The 18,842-nt window shown below is 66.3% G+C and carries 10 protein-coding genes; 6 read left to right on the forward strand and 4 right to left on the reverse strand.

What is annotated here, in order from left to right:
* The coding region (locus K1X71_18480; protein MBX7075134.1) for a DUF1501 domain-containing protein at positions 1 to 511 on the reverse strand (511 nt) is incomplete at its 3' end.
* Between the two features lie 273 nt (positions 512 to 784).
* Between K1X71_18480 and K1X71_18485 the strand changes: the two genes are divergently transcribed.
* The 6 genes from K1X71_18485 to K1X71_18510 all read left to right on the forward strand — a co-directional run bounded on the left by K1X71_18485 (position 785) and on the right by K1X71_18510 (position 7,737).
* On the forward strand, positions 785 to 1,726 hold the full coding sequence (locus K1X71_18485; protein MBX7075135.1) for a MoxR family ATPase: 942 nt from the start codon (positions 785 to 787) through the stop codon (positions 1,724 to 1,726).
* 41 nt (positions 1,727 to 1,767) lie between these two features.
* The gene (locus tag K1X71_18490; protein MBX7075136.1) at positions 1,768 to 2,982 is read left to right on the forward strand and encodes a DUF58 domain-containing protein; all 1,215 of its coding nucleotides are present in this window, start codon (positions 1,768 to 1,770) and stop codon (positions 2,980 to 2,982) included.
* A 4-nt stretch (positions 2,983 to 2,986) separates the two neighbouring features.
* Complete coding sequence (locus K1X71_18495; protein MBX7075137.1) at positions 2,987 to 5,326, forward strand: DUF3488 and transglutaminase-like domain-containing protein; 2,340 nt, start codon at positions 2,987 to 2,989, stop codon at positions 5,324 to 5,326.
* A gap of 93 nt (positions 5,327 to 5,419) precedes the next feature.
* Positions 5,420 to 6,445 (forward strand): DUF933 domain-containing protein, encoded by a 1,026-nt coding sequence (locus K1X71_18500; protein ID MBX7075138.1) that lies wholly within the window; start codon positions 5,420 to 5,422, stop codon positions 6,443 to 6,445.
* A gap of 15 nt (positions 6,446 to 6,460) precedes the next feature.
* Positions 6,461 to 7,246, forward strand: a complete 786-nt coding sequence (locus K1X71_18505) for an MOSC N-terminal beta barrel domain-containing protein (GenBank protein MBX7075139.1) — start codon at positions 6,461 to 6,463, stop codon at positions 7,244 to 7,246.
* Between the two features lie 8 nt (positions 7,247 to 7,254).
* Positions 7,255 to 7,737: a metallophosphatase family protein gene (locus K1X71_18510; protein ID MBX7075140.1), complete on the forward strand. Its 483-nt coding sequence runs from the start codon at positions 7,255 to 7,257 to the stop codon at positions 7,735 to 7,737.
* A 31-nt stretch (positions 7,738 to 7,768) separates the two neighbouring features.
* Here the strand turns inward: K1X71_18510 and rimI are convergent, their stop codons facing one another.
* The 3 genes from rimI to K1X71_18525 all read right to left on the reverse strand — a co-directional run bounded on the left by rimI (position 7,769) and on the right by K1X71_18525 (position 18,683).
* Positions 7,769 to 8,245 carry a ribosomal protein S18-alanine N-acetyltransferase gene (gene rimI, locus K1X71_18515; GenBank protein MBX7075141.1) on the reverse strand — a complete coding sequence of 159 codons (477 nt, stop codon included), beginning with the start codon at positions 8,243 to 8,245 and terminating at the stop codon, positions 7,769 to 7,771.
* Positions 8,246 to 8,529: 284 nt separating this feature from the next.
* Positions 8,530 to 15,354, reverse strand: coding sequence for a hypothetical protein (locus K1X71_18520; GenBank protein MBX7075142.1), 6,825 nt, complete (start codon positions 15,352 to 15,354; stop codon positions 8,530 to 8,532).
* Positions 15,354 to 18,683, reverse strand: a complete 3,330-nt coding sequence (locus K1X71_18525) for a hypothetical protein (GenBank protein ID MBX7075143.1) — start codon at positions 18,681 to 18,683, stop codon at positions 15,354 to 15,356. Before K1X71_18525 ends, K1X71_18520 begins: the two co-directional genes overlap by 1 nt.
* Between the last annotated feature and the right edge of the window lie 159 nt (positions 18,684 to 18,842).

Here is an 18,842-nt window from a genome sequence, read left to right on the forward strand (position 1 = left end):
CCGGCGCCTGTCGCACACGCGCCAGCGTGGCGCCGATCACCGGCGTGTCGCGATCGCTCGGCGGGGAGGCGTCGCTATTGAGTTGGGGGGCCAAATGGCCCGTCAGCGTGGCATGTCCGCTGGAGAGGTGCGCCGGATCGCTATGCCCTAGCGAACGGACGAGCGCCACCTTGTTCATGTGCGGCGCCAGTCGCTGAAAGTGCTCGCAGATTTGTAGCCCTGGCACGCTGGTCGAGATCGGCTTGAAATCGCCGCGCACCTCGGCGGGCGCGTGCGGTTTCAGGTCGAAGGTGTCCAACTGGCTGGGACCACCCCACATGAACAGAAAGATGCAGCGTTTGGCCTTGCCCGCTCCGGGAGGCAAACCGGCCGCCGGCTGACTTTGAGCCGCCAAGAGCCGCGGCCAACTCAGCCCCAGTAGCCCCACGGTTCCCGCCTGCAACAGCGCGCGACGCGATGCCACGCGACGCGACGCGCGAAACTCGCGGCAACCATCCGGGCCAATCGACATGGCGGGCTCACTCATGCGGACAGCGGAAACAAAGACAACGCATAAGCGAAGATTGATTATAGCCCCCCGCATTTGGGCCTCGGTAGACCATTTCTCCTTTCGCAGCCGTGGTTTGCGATTGGCGGATTTCTCTGCTGGATTCCGCCGCGCCACCCTTTACCATGGAGGCTGCCGCAACCGGAACACGCTGGCCCATCGGGCCGGCGAAGGGCGGCAAGTCGGAAGCAGGCCGCGACGGCTGTCTTCCCAGGTACTGATAGAGAAGGGCCTGCGTTGTCCGCCGAATTGCACAGCCAGATCGAAAGCCTCGAAGCCAACATCAACCAAGTGGTGCTCGGCAAACCCGAGGTCGTACGGCTGTGCGTGGTGGCGCTGCTGGCGGGCGAGCACATCCTGCTCGAAGACGTGCCCGGCGTCGGCAAGACGTTGCTAGGCAAGGCGCTGGCTCGCAGCGTGAGCGGCAAGTTCGCGCGCATCCAGTTCACGCCCGACCTGCTGCCCAGCGACATCGTCGGCAGCAGCCTGTTCAACATGAAGACCAGCGATTTCGAATATCGGCCGGGCCCGATCTTCGCCAACATCGTGCTGGCCGATGAAATCAACCGCACCACGCCACGCACGCAAAGCGCGTTGTTGGAAGCGATGAGCGAATGTCAGGTGTCGATGGACGGCGAAACCTACCCGCTGCCACGCCCCTTTATGGTGATCGCCACGCAAAACCCGTTCGAGTTCGAAGGCACCTACCCGCTGCCAGAAAGTCAACTCGATCGCTTCCTGATGCGCATCTCGATGGGCTACCCCGACCGCCAGCAAGAGCTGCGCGTCATCGCCACCCACCGGGCGGGAGAGCCGGTCGACCATCTGCAACCCGTGCTGTCGCCCGAGCAGGTGCTGACGCTGCGCGGGGCGGTGCGCGACGTGGCGATGGACGAGTCGATTCAGCACTATTTGCTGGAGATTGTCGAATCGACGCGGCGTTTGGACGAACTTCATGTGGGGGTCAGCACGCGCGGCGCGCTGGCCCTGTATCGGGCGGCCCAGAGCATGGCGTTTACGCGCGGCCGCGGCTTTGTCACGCCCGACGATGTCAAACAACTGGCGGCGCCGGTGCTGGCGCACCGTGTGATCAACAAAAGTTCCCCATACGGGGGGCAGCGCGAGGTGAACGAGGCGCTTCTCCAGAGACTCTTGACTACAATTCCCACACCGCGTTAATTGGCTGCCGTCCTGTCGCCGTCCGCTCACGGAACAGATTCATGGCCCTGTCACGATTCTTCGCGCCCCACCGCGCGGCCCGCGCCGTCGTCAGCGGATTGACGATTCGCACGGAGGGCTGGTGCTATCTGGGCGTGATCTCGTTCGTGTTCGTCGGCGCCTTGATCCGCGACATCAACCTGCTGATGCTGTTGTTTGGCATGCTGGCGGGCCCCTTGGTCTACAGTGTGTGGTATGGCTGGTTCGCGCTACGGCGCGTCGAGGCACGGCGCGTGCTGCCGAGCCAGGTGCACGCTGGCGAGCCGTTCGAAGTGGCCATCGAGCTCACCAACCACCGCCGCTGGTTCGGCGTGTGGGCCATCGTGGTCGGCGACGCCATTCAAAAAGTGGGGGGGCGTGTCGCGCCGCGCGACGCCGGCGTGATGTTCTTTTATGTCGCCGCTGGCAAGACGCTGCGCATGAGCTACCAAGCGCAGCTTATGGAGCGTGGCGACTACGAGTTTGGACCACTTACGGTTTCGACCCGCTTTCCGCTCGGACTGTTTCGTCGCTCGCTGTCGGTCGGAAATACCGAAACCCTGATCGTCTGGCCGCGACTGGGCCGCCTGCAAAATCAAACCCGCGCGCTCGCCCGGCACGCGGAGCAATTCAGCCATCAACAGCAGCGCGAGCGCGGGCTGGTGGAAGGAGATTTTTACGGCGTGCGCGATTGGCGCGCCGGCGACAGTCGCCGCTGGATTCATTGGCGCACCTCGGCGCGGATGGGCGAACTCATGGTGCGGCAGTTTGAACGGAGCCGCACACCCGATCTGGTGGTGCTGGTCGACTTGTGGTTGCCGGCGCAGGCCAGCATCGAAGACGTGGAGAATGTCGAACTGGCCACCAGCTTCGCCGGCACACTGGTCGCCGACGCCTGTCGCAAGGGAGGCGCGCAAATCACACTCGGCATCGCGTGCCAGGAGAATCGTGTGCTGCGCGGCTCGACCACCTCCAAGTTGTACGAGGCCGCGCTCGACGCTTTGGCCGCCGCCTCGGCCATCCACGCCGACCGCTTGCACGAACTGTTCTTGCAGGTGGCGCCGCTGCAAAAGCCCGGCGCCCGCGCCATTCTCATCACCACCCGCGCGGCCGATCCCGCCCAAAGCGCCGCGCTGGCCGCCGTCGCTCCCGATGGGAGAGCGCGGCAATGGCTGTCGCAAATGACCACGTTCACAACCAGCGCCTCCGAACTGCCCGAGTACTTTTTGGCCGAATGATTCCGTGACGATCGAACTGCTGCTGCAAATCTCGATGGCCACGCTCACCGCGCTAGGCACGCTGCTGCTCGGCATGGGCGAGCGCGAGATGACGCTGCCGTTGATCGCCATCGTCGTCTCCGCCAGCTCGGTGTATCTGACCGACGTGTCGGGCTGGCTGCGACTCAATCCGCGCGTGGCGAACATCGCCGGCAGCACCGCCATCGTCATCTTTGTGTGGGACTTCTTGCAGCGTTTTGGCAGCGAGACGCAACTGTTGGCGGTCGCCAACCTGCTGATTTATTTGCAGTTCGTGCTGTTGTATCAACGCAAGACCAACAGCACTTACTGGCTACTCGCGCTGTTGAGCCTGTTGCAGGTCGCGGTGGCCACGGCGCTCAACTTCGAGCTGCTGTTCGGCCTGTTGCTGCTGGTGTATCTGCTGTGCGGGCTGACCGCGTTGGGACTGTTCTTTTTGCATCGCGAAATGCGCGAGTGCCGCCAAATCGCCCCCGCGCCCATTGCCTCTATCGCGGCCCCGGCCGACAACGCGCGCTGGCCGCTGGCTCTGCGCGGTCCGGCGATCCGCACCGCCTGGGAGCCGGCCTTCGCCGGCAACGCCATTGGCTGGCGCTTTCTGCGGCAAATCAGCGGGCTGGCCGCGACCACGTTGGTCATCGCGCTGGGGTTCTTCTTTGTGGTGCCGCGCGTGCATCAAAACAATTGGCGCATGCCGACCGGGCAGCCGCAAAACGTGGTCGGCGCGTCCAACGAGGTGCGGCTCGGCGAGTTGGGGCCGATCATGGAAAACCCCGAAGTGGTGATGCGCATCGAACTCTATCGCGGCGCTTCGAACCAGCCCTATACGCTCAAGCAGGCGCCCTTGTTTCGCGGCCCCATCCTCTCTCAATACACCCGCGGCGCTTGGCGCCAAGCGGGAGACAGCACGCACTCGGCGCTCGCGCCCGGCATGGGCGCGGTCTCCGCGCAACTGGTGCGGCAGGTCATTCATCTGCGCCCGCTCAACGTCTCTAGCGTGTATTGCGTGGCGCCGCTGGCCGGCGTTGTCGATCCGTCGGGCAACCGCTTGCAGTTCAACGCGCTCACGCAGCAATTGACGCGCAGCGAGCCGCATCGCGATCAAACGCTGGAAGTTTACACCCCCGGCTTCGCCGATGGGCGGCAAACCTCGCTGTTGCCTAGTTCGCGGCTGTTGGAGCCGAGCGTGCGCAGGGAGTTGACCGAGATTCCGGCCGATGGCCTCGACGAAATGGCCACCCTGGCCGAAGCGCTGACCGCCGGCATCGATCCGCAAGACGCCATGGGCCGCGCCCGCGCGCTGACAAATCATTTGCACGACTCGGGCTTGTACAGTTACTCGCTCAGCCCGCCCAAGCGCGATCCCAGCAAGGACCCGATCGATGATTTTCTGTTCGTCCATCAAGTCGGGCACTGCGAATACTTCGCCAGCGCGCTGGCGCTCATGTTGCGCAGCGTCGACATCCCCTCGCGGATGGTGATCGGCTTCAACGGCGGCGAATATCTGTTCGGTTTTTATCAGGTGCGACAACTGCACGCGCACGCCTGGGTCGAGGCGTATCTGCGCCCCGATCAACTCCCCGACAAGCTGCGCGGCCAGCGCGCCTGGCGCTTTGGCGCTTGGGTGACGCTCGACCCCACCCCTGGCACAGGCGGCGCCATCTCGCGGATCGGCGCGGCGTCGGGCGTGCCGTCGTTCCGGCAATTCATCGACTACGCGCGCTATCTGTGGTCGAGCTACATCATGGGCATGGATTCTGATCGTCAATTGCGCACGATCTACGAGCCGTTGGCGCTGTGGATCATTCAAACCACCCGCGACCTCTTTGATCCTGCCTGGTGGCGCGCGGCGCTCAATCGCTGGCTGCTGGCGATCGGCATCGATAACCCACGGGCTGGCCCCTGGTTTCTGTTCGGCGCGCTGGTCCTGCTAGGGCTGGCGCTGGCGCTACGCGCTTGGCGCTGGCCGCTGCGGATGTTCGGCAAACTGTGGAGCGCGCTGGCGCGGCGCGGCCTGTTGGGATCGCGCGGCGAACAGACCGTGGTGGAGTTCTATCGACGGCTGGAACAGACGCTTGCCCCCTGGGGATTGGTGCGGCCGGTCAGCAGCACGCAAGAAGAGTTCGCCGCCGTCGCCGCCGAGCGATTGGCGCAGTGGGGGTTGCCGCCCGATGCGGCGCTAGCGCCGGTGCGGGTGACCGACGCCTTTTACGTGGTGCGCTTTGGCCGTCAGCAACTAGACAAACAGCGCGCCCAAGCGGTAGAACAGGCCCTCGACGCGCTGGCCGCCATCCATCCTCATACGGCTCGGCCGTCTCGACGCTAGCCGCGCCCCCTGCTGGCGCGGCGATGTTCGTCGTTTCGCTTCGGCCCGCCGCCACGGCGTGCCGCATCCCTTGTCGCAAGGCCGCTGCATCGCATGAAGATTGGATTAGTCGGATATCAAGGATCGGGCAAGAGCACCCTGTTCGAGTGGCTGACCGGCGTCGCCCCCGACCCGGCCCAAGCGCACCAGGGTCAAAGCGCCATGGCCGCCGTGCCCGACGGGCGCGTGCAACCGCTGTGCGACATCTACCACCCCAAGAAGATCACGCTGGCGTCGCTCGAACTGGCCGACACGCCGGGCCTGGCGCGCGACCACGAAGGCAACGCGGCGCGGCTAGCGCAGATTCGCGAGGCGGGCTGCATCATTCTGGTGGTGGCCGCGTACGCCGGCTCCGACCCGCTCGACGACCTGCAAAGTTTTGAAGAAGACCTGCTGCTCGCTGATATGGAGATTGTCTCCAATCGCATCGCCAAGCTCGAAGAGCTGGTCAAAAAGCCGCGCCCCTCGCGCGAGCAAGACCAGGCCGAGCTGGCGCTGCTCAAGCCGCTGCTGGTCGACCTGGAGCAATCCAAGGCGCTGCGCGATCGCCAACTCAGCGACGAAGAGCGCAAGGCGATCAGCTCGTTCCGCCTGCTCACGCAAAAGCCCAAGCTGATCGTCGTCAATCTGGCCGACGACGACGACCAGCCCCAGCGCTTTGCCGCCCGCCTCGGCGACCAGCCGTGGTTCGCCACGCGGGTGGGGTTGGAGTTGGAGCTGACCCGCATGGAGCCGGCCGATCGCGCCGAGTTCGAGCAAGAACTAGGGCTCGTCGGCTCGCGACGCGACGACCTCTTGCGCAAGATTCTCGAAGTCTCTGGCCAATTCCTCTACTTCACCGCCGGCGACAAGGAAGTGCGCACCTGGATGCTGCACCGCGGCGGCACCGCGCTCGAGGCCGCCGCCAACATCCACACCGACCTGGCGCGCGGCTTCATCCGCGCAGAGACCATGCGGGCAGAAGACCTGATTCGCCTGGGCAGCGAGCGCGAGATCAAGGCGAACAATCTGGTCCGCCAAGAACCCAAGGACTACGTGGTGCAAGACGGCGACGTGTTGCACGTCCGCTTCAGCGTCTAACTCCGGTCACTGACCATGGCGACTCTTGCGCGCATCAACCTGTTTCCCATCAAGTCGCTCGACGGGGTCAGCACACCCGAGGCCAACATTGTTTCGCCCGGCGCGCTGGAAGGCGATCGCGAGCTGGTCTGCCTCGATCGGCAAGGAGACTGGATCAACGGCAAGCGCACGCAACGGGTACACCGGCTGCGCGCGGTCTACGACTTGGCCCTGGGAGAGGTGACGCTGCGCGACGAGTCGACCGGCGCCGAGGGACGCTTTTCGCTCGATGCCGACCTGCCGCGGCTCGCCGCGTGGCTGTCGCAATCGTTTGAGCTGCCAGTGACGATGCAGCAAAACCCGTTTGGCGGCTTTCCCGACGACACCGAGTCGCCCGGCCCCACAGTGGTCAGCACGGCCACGCTCGCCCGCATCGGCCAGTGGTTCGATCTGCCGGTCGACGAGGTGCGGGCGCGGTTTCGGGCCAATTTGGAAATCGACGGCGTCGAACCGTTCTGGGAAGACCGCCTCGTGGCGCAGGTCGGGCGCGACGTGCGCTTCACCATCGGCGACATCGCTTTCGAGGGGACCAACCCGTGCCAGCGCTGCCCGGTCCCCTCGCGCGATTCGCACAGCGGCGAGCCCATCGACCAATTTGCGTCGCGGTTCAATCGCCTGCGCCGCGAGGAACTGCCCGACTGGGCGTGCCGCGAGCGCTTCGATCACTTCTATCGCCTGTCGGTGAACACGCGGATCTTGCCTTCGAGTTGGAACAGCGTTCTCCGCGTGGGCGACCCGGTCGAGATTATTGGCACGAGGTAAATAACGTCATGCTCCTCGGCGTGGTCAGCGATTCGCACGGGCATGTCGGCAACACGCGCCAGGCGGTGCGCATGCTGCAGTCGCTCGACGTGGCCGCCGTCATTCACTGCGGCGACATCGGCACGCCCGAGATTGTCGAACTGTTCGCCCCCTGGCCCACCCGATTCGTGTTCGGCAATTGCGACGACGCGCGCGCCGAATTGGCCGCGGCCATCGAGCGGGCTGGCCAAACCTGCGCCGGCGTCTTCGACGCCTTTGAATTGGGCCAGCGGCGGATCGCCTTTACCCACAGCGATGACCGGCGGCTCTGGCTAGACGCCGTGCGCTCCGGCGCGCACGAGCTGGTTTGTTACGGGCATACGCACGCCGCCGAATGGCACGACGAGGGGCCGACCCGGGTGCTCAACCCCGGCGCGCTCTATCGCGCCAATCCGCGCTCGCTGGCCGTGGTCGACCTGACGACGCTCACGCCGACCATCGTGCCGCTCTGACGCGCAAGCGTCTGGCGCAATCGGCGATCGATCAGCCCGCCAGCCGCGCGATGCGATTGACCACCGGCTGCTCGACCATATCGGGAGCTTGATACCAATACTCCATGATGTAGGCGTCTTCCGGGGTGTCCTCGTAAAACTCGCGCAGCACCGAGATGGCGCGAAATCCGTTGTGGCGGAAGAACACCTGCGCCGACAAATTCGTCTCGCGTACTTCGAGCATGATTCGCGTGCGACGCTGGTTGGAGAGCTTGCCCACCAGCTTGGTCAGCATTTGCGAGCCGACTCCCTTTTGGCGATGCGGCTCGGCCACGGCGAAGTTGAGGATATGAATCTGCGTCTTGTGCAGCTCGTACACCATGAAGCCGATAATGCGGCCTTCATGCTCGGCCACCATGCCGATGCAGTTGCGCTGCTGCAGCGCGCGGATGAAATCGTCCTCGCACCAGGGAAACTCGAAGCTGCCTCCCTCGATCTGCAGGACCTCCGCCATGTCGCGGCGGATCATCCAACGAATGTGACATTGAACCTGTTCTTTGGCGCCGGAACTCATCGACGGCCTCCTTCCTTGTCGGCCTCAGGACAATCGGCGCTTCACGGCCGATTGCGACGCATCGCGCCGGCGACTCGCTTCTTCGCGAAACCTAAGTCTGCCGACGCTCGATGTGGGGCGAAAGTTAACACAACCTCGCGCCAGCGCAAAGACCGCTTTCCGAGGATTCAGTACGGCGGAACAGGCGGTTCGACCGGCGCGCCCAACCCCAAGTGGAACGGGCCAAACTGGTTGCGGCCTTACGCCCCGCGCTCGGCCGCAGCGCCGCTCGCGGCTGGCTGACCGCCAGCGCGCCACTGGCCAATGGCCTGCCAGCAAAGCGCGCCAAGCGAAAACACCAGAATCGCAAATCCGGCGGGACTCCACTCCAGCCAGCGCCACCACACCCAGCCGAGCGCCACGCCCGCCAAAGGCGGCCAATGCCAGACCAGCGATTCCAGCGCGCTGGTCCACCGGGGGCGCCACACCAAAGCGACACCCAGCGCCATGACCAGCGAGGCCAACCCGAAGCGCCCTTTCCAATCGGTGGCTTCGGCGACGCTCGTCAGCCGCGGCGCGCCCTCGCCCGCCACGGCGAAACACGCGGGCGCAGTGACCAGCGCCGCATCGCGCAACTGCTGCTCGATCGCGCTCGCCGGCGCCAACTCGCTGGCCAATGGCTCCCAGGGCTGCCCCGTGGCGGCGACAAATTTCTCGCCTGCATCCTTGGCTAACAAGTTCCAGCGCTCTTGATCGGCGTGCGCCGCCGGCAACGTCGCCAGGTGCAATCGCGCGCGCGCCTCGCACTGGCGATAAAGCGCCAGCCAGCGCTCGACGCGGGCCGCGAAATCGGCGCGCGTCTTCTGCGCGGCCAAGCCCGTCAACCGCTGGATCAGCAATTCCAAGCGACGGCAGTAGACCGTGCTCAACGAACGGGTCGCGTCACTTGCGCCCGCGCGCTCCGCCGGACCATGAACTATCCAAATCGTTTCGCGCGGCGGCGCGCCGGCGATCCGTGGCGGAGGGGCGCTCCATTGGCCCGCGGCGTCCACTGGCGACGCGCCCACCAGCGCCAACTCGACCTGCTGCGCCGCTTGCGCTGCGACGAGCGGAATGGTGTACTGGTTCTCACCGGTCGATAGCGGTTGTACGGCCACTCTCTCGACCACGGCGGCCGACAACTTCCACGCCGGCGGCAACTCCAGCGTGCAAACTTCGTCACCGCCCGAAATGACAAAGGTGGCTAGCGCCACGGCCGGCGCGCGCGGCATGATTTTCACCTCCATGGTGGCCAGTTCGACGCGGATTCGGCGAGTCGAGCGGTCGACCAGCGCCGCGGCAAAGGCGCCGCCGGCGCGAAAGCGCTGATAACCCTCCGGCGCGGCGCCCTCGATCTCCAGACCCTGGGTGTCCCACGCGCTGCCGGCAATCAGCGGCAAATTGACAAATACCCGCGCATCGGGCGCGTCGAGCGGCACGACCGCGGGCGCCAGCGGCGCCGACAGCGGCGCCTCGAAGCGCACTTGAAATTCGCCCGCCAACGGCTGCTCTGGGGTCCATGTCGCCTCGCCGCCGCCATTGGTTTCAAAGCTGCCCGCCGGGTCGGACTTGAATGGTCCAGTCCAATCGGCGGGCAACTGGAACCGCAACACATCCAAGACGCCGCCCGTCACCTCGCCCCGACATTCGACGATGGCGCGCCACAGTTCGGCGCGTCGCTCGATCGAGATCGTCTCGACCAGTTCGACCCGCGGTTCATTATCGCTGATGACCAGCGTGGCGCCGTAGTCGGGCGCGGTGCTCGTTTCGTGCGCCACCAGCTTGCGCCCGGCGGAGGTCAACGAAGACGGCAGCGACGCCTCGGCCGGCGCCAGATTGTCCCGATTCTCTAGCGCGACGCGCACGTTCGGCTCGCGCAGCACGATCACGCTGGTCGCGCGAATCCGCGCCCCTTCCACCGTGAGACGTGGCAGCCGCATCTCGGCCGCGCCGGGCAGGCGGCCCGTCACCTGCACGGTTTGATCGCCCTCGGGCGCGCTGGACAGCAGCAGCGTCAACATGCCGTCGGCCGCTTGGCTCCAGCGCACCACTTGCTCGGCGTTGGCCGCCCGCGCCGAGACCGACGTCACCTCCAGTTCGGGCGGCGCCTGAATGCGATGCACAAACAGCGGCGACTGCGCGCCATGCAACTGCGACCGAAAGGTGACATCGACGCCGCTGCGCGTGACGCCGAGCACCAGTTGCCGATCGCTGACCATTTGAGGTTCTACCGGGCTTGCGGCCACCACCACACTTGCCGACAAAGGCAGCGCGTGGGCCTGCTGCGGCGTGCTGTCGGCCGCGCCCCAGGCCTTCAAAAACTCATCGATCGCCAGCGCGCCGTCGGCCAACTCGGCCGGCTCCAGCCGCGCGGCCAACGACTCGTCGACCGATAACGCGAGCCAGCGCTGCGCGATGCGCCCTTCGCTGGGAATCAACTCTGGAAGCTGAACGCGGCCAATGCCGGCGCCCGGCACGAGCAACGTGGCGCGCAGTTCTGTTGGACCGGTCTGCCCTGGCGGCAAGCTGAACTGAAACAACTGGCGCCTATCGTCCCACGGCGCCGATTGCGGCGCGGGACCATGCGACTCGTCGATCGACAACAAACGCAGATCACGATCGCCAAAGCAGCGGAAATAGTCCATGCCCGCCGGCCGATCGAACCGTAAGCGCGTCCGCAGCAGTGTCGCCCCAGGCTGCACGGTCATCCACAGCAGTTGCTCGACTTCGACCGCGCCATTGCCGCCGCCAGCGGCGCCAGCCAATCGCACCTGCAAACGCTCCGCGGGTCCGAGCCAGACAACCACTTGTCGACGCTCATCGCGCCGCTCCACATGCCCCAGCGCCGACGGAAACTCGATCGCCGGCGCGTCGGGGGGCAACGAAAATTCCGCGCGGCTCGTGGGCAGCACCGGAATCGGCAGATCAATGTCGATCTTGTCGGTCGGACCAGTCCAGCGCACCTCGACGATGTGCCGTCCCGCGTCGACAAAAGTCAGCGGCGCCTTGGTCGTCTGCGCCGCATCGGCCAGGGGCGCGCCGTCGATCAGCACCCGCACGCGCGCCGCGTCATCAGACCAATGCGGCAAACGCGCGGCCGTGTGAGGCGCCAGAGTTTCGATTTCCCAGCGCGCTTCCAGCCAAGACAAACGCAACGACTGGCGCGCCACTTGCCACGCAAAGTCGCCGCGGTAGGTCGCGCGCAGCAACTTCCAGTCAACCGCCTGCTGCGCCGGTTGCTGGCCGAGCGCGCGCCAGAGCGGCTCGGGAACATAATAAAACTCGCCCACTGCGCGCCCCGCGCGGTCGATGGGCGTCAGCACCGAAAGCGGCTCGTCAGCCGCTTCTTGCGCGCCCACGGCTTGGCACAGCGCGCCGGCAATCAACAGCGCCGTGGTGGTCGTGCCCGACCACGATCGCGACGCGACCGGCGTCCGCGCGGCGATTGTCGACGCCACAGCGGCCTGCGCCTTCGCCCGCGCCGGACGTGTCAGATTCCACGCTAGGGCCAACAGCAACCCCGTCACTGCGCCCGAGGTGAGTGGGACAAAACGATTGGGCGCCATCAGCGCCGCGCCGACGGCCAGCGCCAACAGGCCCGCCAACCAACGTGTTCGCCCCGACAACAGCCATACGCCCCAGCCCACCGCCGCAAGTTGAACGATCCAACCCCAGACGCGCAGCGATCCCAGATCGACCCAGCGCAACATGCGCGTCACGCCCGGCGGGCATGGCAAGACGTGTTCGGTCCAGCCGGCCGGCGCGGGATCGAAGGCCCATCGCGCTTCGGCGCCAGTCACCGACAAATCAGCCCACCGCGCCGCCGGAATCCAATCCCCGCGCAGAGCAGCAGTCGGCAGGGCATACAAGTTCGGCTCCGCTAGCTCCATCAGCTCGCCGTGGCGCGCCCGGCGCTGCGCCTCGGCAAGGGTCGTCAACCGCACCTCGCGATTCGCGATGAGCGTGGCGATTGCCGCTTCTCGCAGCAGTCCAACTCCACTCTCCGCGGCGCCGGTTCTGACCGGCAACGGCTGCTGCGGACCCGCGCCATGGGCCAGTAATTGCGGATCAACCCATAGCGATTTTCCTTCGGACTGGAGCAAGCGCCCCCAGCGCGCGATCAGTTGTCCCCAGGTGACCGCCGGTTGCGGGATGGTTTGCGCGGTGTCGAGCAGCGCGGCCCATTGATCTTGCTTGCGGACCTCGGCGTCGCGACTGCCCGGCCAAAGCGCCAGCCAGGCCGCCGCCGTGAAGGGACGAAAGGCGCCCTCGCGCGCGGCGCCCCATGCGCCAAACAAACGCTCGCCCGGCGTCGACTTGGCAGCGACGATGCCCGGGCCGTGCAGTTCATAGCCGGGCGGCACGCGGACGATCCATTTTTGCGACAGCGTCTCGACCGCCGGATCGACTCGCCAGAACGGCGCGCTCAAACCGGCGTCGTTCGCCGGGGTGACAAACTCCAGTTCGACCACGATGCTCCGCTGGGCGCGCGGCAACGCCAGCGCCGCCTGGCCATCAACCAGCGACGTCGTCACGCGGCGGCCATCGATGCTGGCCACGATCTGGCGGGCGCCAGGGGGTGCTCGCAATGTCAAACCATCTTGGCCGACCCGGTCCGCCAGGTAGCGCGCTCGGTGGCGCGGCGCGCGCAGCGGATCGCCTTCGGTCACCGCGACCGCCGAAAGCGTGGTGGCCGACGGTGTGCCGGCGACCGGCGTCAACTCAATGCGCGCGGCGCCAAGCCCAGCGGTGGAATCGGCCACGGAATACGAGTAGTTGTGTACGATCGCCGTCGCCTCGGCGGCGGCTAGGTTGGGAAGCAACGGCTCCACATCGTGCGCGGCGATCTTCACAGCCAACGCCGGATCGACGCGCAAGGCGACTCGGCCGACGAGCGGCTTCGCGCCTTCGACCATGAGCAGCGACACGCGCGTCGCCGCGCGCAACTCGCGCCGTCGCGATGCGCGCAGTTCGAACGGACCCTCGCGCGGCCGCGCGAAGGCAATCTCCCAAATTTCGTCGTCACTCGCCGGCGCAGCGGGCGCGACACGCCGCGCCTCGAACGGCGCGCCGTCCGCCGAGTCTTGACGCCACACCAAAGGCTCCGACGACGGCGGTTGCAAGCGCACCCGCAGACTCGATAGCTCCCCCTGCCGTGGCTGACAAACCACTTGATAGGTTTCGACCAATTCGCCGCCACGGACCTCGGCATCGATCTGCGCTTTCGCCTCCAGCGCCGTGGCCAACGGCTCCACGGTCAGCCGGCGCGGCAGCAGGTCGGGCCGCAGCGCAAACGTCAGCGCCGAGTTGGTCGGTCCAGCCAACTTGGCGAGCGCGTCGGGCAAAGCTCCGCTCGTGGGTCGCCAGGCGCCGTGATCAAAGCGCACGGCAAGCCCCGGATCGACCTGCAACGCGAGGTACGATTGCTGTTCGTCTCCCGCGAATTGCAGCGGCATTAGTTCTGCCAACTCCAAGGTTTGGCCCAAGTGCCAGTCGATCTTGCGAGCCACCACGCGCAATTGAATGGACTCTCCCGAGCGGAGCACGGCGCCAAGGGCAATCCTCAGCCTGGGGTCTGGTCTCGCCTCCACAGTCCAGGCGGCGATATCGAGGGCGTCGCTCCCTTCCACGGCGTCGATCACCCAACCGGGCCCCACGTGGGCCGCCAGTTCCCAAAGATCGTTGCCGTTCACCAAGCCTAGCGCCGCGACTTCGCAAGCGATCTCCGTTTCTGTCACGCGCAACTGCGCCACCGAGCTGAAGGCGGCGCGCGACTCGGTCGGCGCCAATGAAAGCTGCAACTGATGCTGTTCGTCAAACGCCTCGAACTCAAAGACCTCGCCCACCAGCGGAGCCGGCAGCTTGCCCTGCGACAATTGTCGACAACCAGGCGCCGCGAACGAAGCGACGACGAGCGGTTGCGCCACACGGCAGACGACCCGCCCATAGGTCCACAGCGCGTCGCGAGCCGCCAAGCGGGGCAACCGCCAGTCTTGTTTTTCCACGACCGGCGCCATGGCCGTGATGCGCAGCGCCTGCGCCGCCGGTGACTCGGGGAGCGTCAAGCGGATGCGGCCAGGGGCGCCTTCACCGCCGGCAGTGTGCGACCACGACAGCGACTGTTGGCCCATGGTCGCCGTGAGGATCGTCAGTCGCGGATCGACGTCGAACACCAATTCGGACAGCGGCGCCGCGCCCGGCTTGATGTCGTAGTCGGCGGTTAGCTCCAACCCGCGCTGCGTGATGTCATACGCCAATCGCTCCGACAATTGCGCGGCGCCCGCCGTGTCTCTCTTGGCGGAGTCGACGATGCTCAGTCGCACGTTTCGAGCCGCGCCTAACTTCAGCCGCACCCGCCGAATATCCCCGGTCACTTCTTCCGACACGACCGGCGGCGATTCCGCAGACGCATCCACACGTTTGCTCGCCGGCAATTCCAAATTCAGCTCGCTCGACAGGCTGGACTGCAGCGATAACTCGAATGTCAACGACTCGCCGGCGGGCTGGCCGCGCAGCGACCAGTCAAAAGTCACGATCCCGTCCGCGGGCGCCGCCAGTGTCTGGCGTTGATCGGGCCCGGCGGCGATCGCCAACTCGGCGCTGGGCGCGCTCGAAGCGTCACCGGTTTCCAACGACTGCCACCGCACGCGACTCAGCGCCAGATTGGCGTCGAGCGCCAACTGCGAGCTAGCGGCATGGCGGCGGCTGATCCGCCACTGCGCGTCGCTACCTACCAGACAGTCTCCCACCAAGCTCGCGCTGTACTGTGCAGCTACGACCAAGGGCCGACTCAAGGCGTCGTCGCGCACGTCCGGCTGCGCGGCAGCGCCGACCGCGCGATCGAACTCCTCGCGGCGGATCGGCAGGTAACTCTCCGATCCGGCGGGCCACTGTCGTGGGTTCTCCGCGGGCGCGCCGAGCAGGCGCCAGCGCGGCAGCGCCCGCGGCTTGGACTCGAGCGCGGGCGGCGCCGTCTCGTCGCCCCAGGCGACCAGCCCCCAAGCCAAGATGCCGCTCCAAATTGCCAAGCGCCGCGCCGCGTGCATCAGTTCGACTTCGATTCTTGTGCCAGCTCGAGAGACACGCCCGCCTTGGTGGAAGAGTTCGATCCCGGCGCCACCACGGCCCGCGGGTGTTGCGTTGATCCGCGCTCGATGATCGAACTGGGAGAGCGTCGCCACGCGGCCGGCGCTGGCCGACGACCCGCCACCAGCCGCTTCAATACGCCCGCGACCACCACCAGCGCCACCCCTAAGCTCGCCGATTGGGCAATGACCATCGCGCCCGAACTATCCCACAGGACCGCCGCGGCCAGGAGGACGGCCAGTAGCAACAACACCGCCGGACGACGCAATGCCGGCAATTGCAAGAATGCCAGGCCCACGCACAGCACCACGCCCGACCCCAACAGCACCAGATACGTGCGGTCGATGACGGTCAGCGAAACCGCGGTCGGCGGCCCCAGCATGCTAAACAAATATTGATTGGCCGCGGGGGGCGCCGTCGGCTCGTGCCGGGCGCCGACCCATTGTTCCAGTTCGCTGGTGGTCAGCCGCGGCTCACGCGCCGCAAAAAAGCGCCGCCAGCGCCAGACGTTTTCCGTAACCAATTCGTGCGGCTCCAGCGCCAGATAGCGATACTCTGGCAACACCATTTGCCAATAACCATGCCGCGTCAAATCGGCGCCCACCAGCGCTGCCGGCTCGACAGGCAATCGGCTCCAGCCGCCGCGGCGCGTGGCAAATCGATAGATCAGCTCCACCACGCGCGGGGCCGATTGCGCGCCGGCCTGCAGATCGACGCGCACGCGATCGCGACCCGCCACCAGCGAGGTCGATCGGCGTCCGTCCACAAACACCTGGCGCGATTCGAGCACCGCCCCGGCCGGCAGCGCGAACTCCACTTGCGGTCGCGTGGTGACCAGTCGCCAGACCACCCGATCTTGGCGCTCCGCGCCGCTGAACCAAGACTGCGCCCATTGTCGGTCGACCACCAGCGGCGCGGCGCGCGCGGCCTCCGTTCGCTTGACTTGAAATTTCAAAGTCGGCACGTCGCCGGTCGCCTCAAGTTGCAGCGCGCCCCCGGCGCCATTGCCCGACGCGGTCACGGCGGTCTGTCGCCACGGCGGCGCCACGGCGGCGACCTCCCAGCCTTCCGGCGTGGTCAACGACGCGCGCGCGTCGACCACCTCAGCCTCCAAGGGGCGAAACAACGGCAATTGCATCGCGGCGGCCGCATCGGCGCCCGCGGCGTCCGCCACGCGATAGGTCAACACGACCGAGCATTCTCCCAATCGTTCGGTCGACAGCGGAACACTCATGCGCCAGCGCTGCGCCACTTCGGTCGGGCTCCATTGAATGTCGTTGGCCGACAGCGCCTGGCCATCGACCGCGACACGCAGGCCAAGTCGTTGCGGGGCGGCGACTCCGATCTCAAAACTCAATTGCGCGGCCGGCACGTTCGCGATCCGCTCGTTGAAGCGCGCTTCTACCTGCCAGGCGTCGGCCTTCCGCACGGCCTCGACCACCATTTGCGAAGTAATCGCGCGAGCCAACGCTTCGACCTCCGCCGCGAAACGGTGTTGCTGACTATCGGCGCGATAATACAGCGGCTCTTGCTGCGAAGTCGGCAGGCCACGCACAATTTGTCGAGACAATCGCGTCAGCCCCAATAGCTCCTCCACGCGCGGCACGACGCGCAAGTTATCGGCCGGCGCGATCACCACGATGGCCGGCTTGACCAGATCGGCCACCGGCGCCGGCGCCTGGAGCACCAGGCGTGGCTGCGCCGGATCAAGGCGCCGCGTTGCCCGTAGTGTGACCTCTAATTCGCCGGTGGTGGGCTGCGCCAAGGGAATCGTCGGCAGCACACCCGACAGATTCAACTGCTCCACATTCACCAGATTGGGCGGCCCCACTTCCTCAATCTGCCAGTCGGCGTCGGGCCAGCGCAGTTCGATATGATCGATCCGCGCGCCGCTGATGTTGTATTTCAGTCGCGCGTCGAGGCGCACGCGGTCCTTTTCCACTCCAAACACGAACGTCGGCTCGACCACGCGGCGGGCCTGTCGGCGCACCAAGCGCGCCTCCAGCGAACACGGCTGCGCCACGTAGCTGAAACTGGCCGCGATCGGCTGACGTCGCAACTCGGCCGGCGCCTCGGCGTCGGGCGTGCGGTGCATGTTGTCATGCTCGCCAAACGCCACCTGCCACCCCCCTTCGGCCACTACCGCCAAAAAGCCTGATTGCCGCCGGGCCTCCAGCACCTCAAAGCCCGCCAACTGCACAAATGCGCCGTCGGCCAGGTCGCTGCGCTCGCTCACCAGCCGCACCTCGGTTTGTCGCACTGGCTGCTCAAGCTGAATCTCGTAGATCCAGCCCCCCGGGCCCTGCTCGCGCTCCCCCGCCGTTGACGATTCAATCGCCGCATAGCTATGGCCGCTGCCGCTTTTGAGCGTGGCGCCCTCGGGCAATCGCACGCGGAAGCGATCGAACGGCCGATCGAGCGAACGTACCGTTAGTAGCGCCGTCTCCTCGACATGGCGATGGCCGAGTTGCGCCAAGATCGAACCGGTCGCTTCCAGCGCCGGCGCGGCGCCGCGCCCCGACTCGCCGCGCCGCCACCAAGACAACTCCAACGGACCGCGCGCCGTCGAGAGCTTGAAGCGAGTGTTCTCCCCGTCGATGCTCTGTTCCAACAACGCTTCGTCGGCGGCGCGGGCCACCAGATCGCTGCCGGGCACGGTCAGTTCCAGCACCTGTGTGGCGGCCAAGGGAGTTTGCAATCGCAATCGGGTTTCGTCGCCCGCCGACTCCAATCGCGCCAGGCCGCGGAAGCGCAATATCACCGGCTCCTCGGCGGAACGGCGCAGCCAGCAGGCGTAACCGCCCCCCCCTTTGTCTGGCGCCAACAGATGTTCGGCGGCTCCTTCCCACTGAATGGAGTCGGGTTCCAGCACCACGCCATCGAGCCGCAACGGAACCTTGATCCAGTCGCTGCTGGTGGTTTGCACCTGAATCGTAAAATCGAGCCGCGCCCGCTGTCGCTCCACTTGGCCCGTCACCGCCAGTTCCACCACGTGACTCGGGGGCGCGTCGGCCTGCGCCCCCTTCTCTTGACGCAACAACGTCTGCAGTCGCTCCAGCGGCACGTTGAGGATCGGCTGCAGCTTGCCATTCTCGTCGGGCAAGTAGATCACTTGCGGCTCGTCCTGAACTCCGGCAGCGGCCGGCGGCGCAACTTTGCTGGGCGCCGCAGAGTCGCTTGTCGCAGGCCGGGGAGCGCTATCATCGGTCTCGTCGGCGGCAGACCACCGCGCAGGGGCAATGCCGCCCAATAGCGTCAGCGCGACCGTCCAAAACAAGAAATGACGCAAGAACCTAACCTTCACTGCCCCGAGTCAGAAGCCGCGAACGCGGTTGCCTGCTACGCAGACCAATTGCCAGACGTGGACCCGCCGGTTGGCAAGGCAAACTCCAGTCTAGTTGCTGCCGTCGCGGCGACCAAACTTTCTACGCATAGGGACTTACTGAGT

This window comes from Pirellulales bacterium (genome assembly GCA_019694455.1).
GTDB lineage: Bacteria > Planctomycetota > Planctomycetia > Pirellulales > JAEUIK01 > JAIBBY01.

What these genes read in the sequence shown, in the direction of transcription:
- K1X71_18490 (MBX7075136.1), top strand. Translation starts at nt 1,768, where the DNA reads ATGGCCCTGTCACGATTCTTCGCGCCCCACCGCGCGGCCCGCGCCGTC.
- K1X71_18500 (MBX7075138.1), top strand. Translation starts at nt 5,420, where the DNA reads ATGAAGATTGGATTAGTCGGATATCAAGGATCGGGCAAGAGCACCCTG.
- K1X71_18505 (MBX7075139.1), top strand. Translation starts at nt 6,461, where the DNA reads ATGGCGACTCTTGCGCGCATCAACCTGTTTCCCATCAAGTCGCTCGAC.
- K1X71_18510 (MBX7075140.1), top strand. Translation starts at nt 7,255, where the DNA reads ATGCTCCTCGGCGTGGTCAGCGATTCGCACGGGCATGTCGGCAACACG.
- rimI (MBX7075141.1), bottom strand. Translation starts at nt 8,245, where the DNA reads ATGATCCGCCGCGACATGGCGGAGGTCCTGCAGATCGAGGGAGGCAGC.
- K1X71_18520 (MBX7075142.1), bottom strand. Translation starts at nt 15,354, where the DNA reads ATGCACGCGGCGCGGCGCTTGGCAATTTGGAGCGGCATCTTGGCTTGG.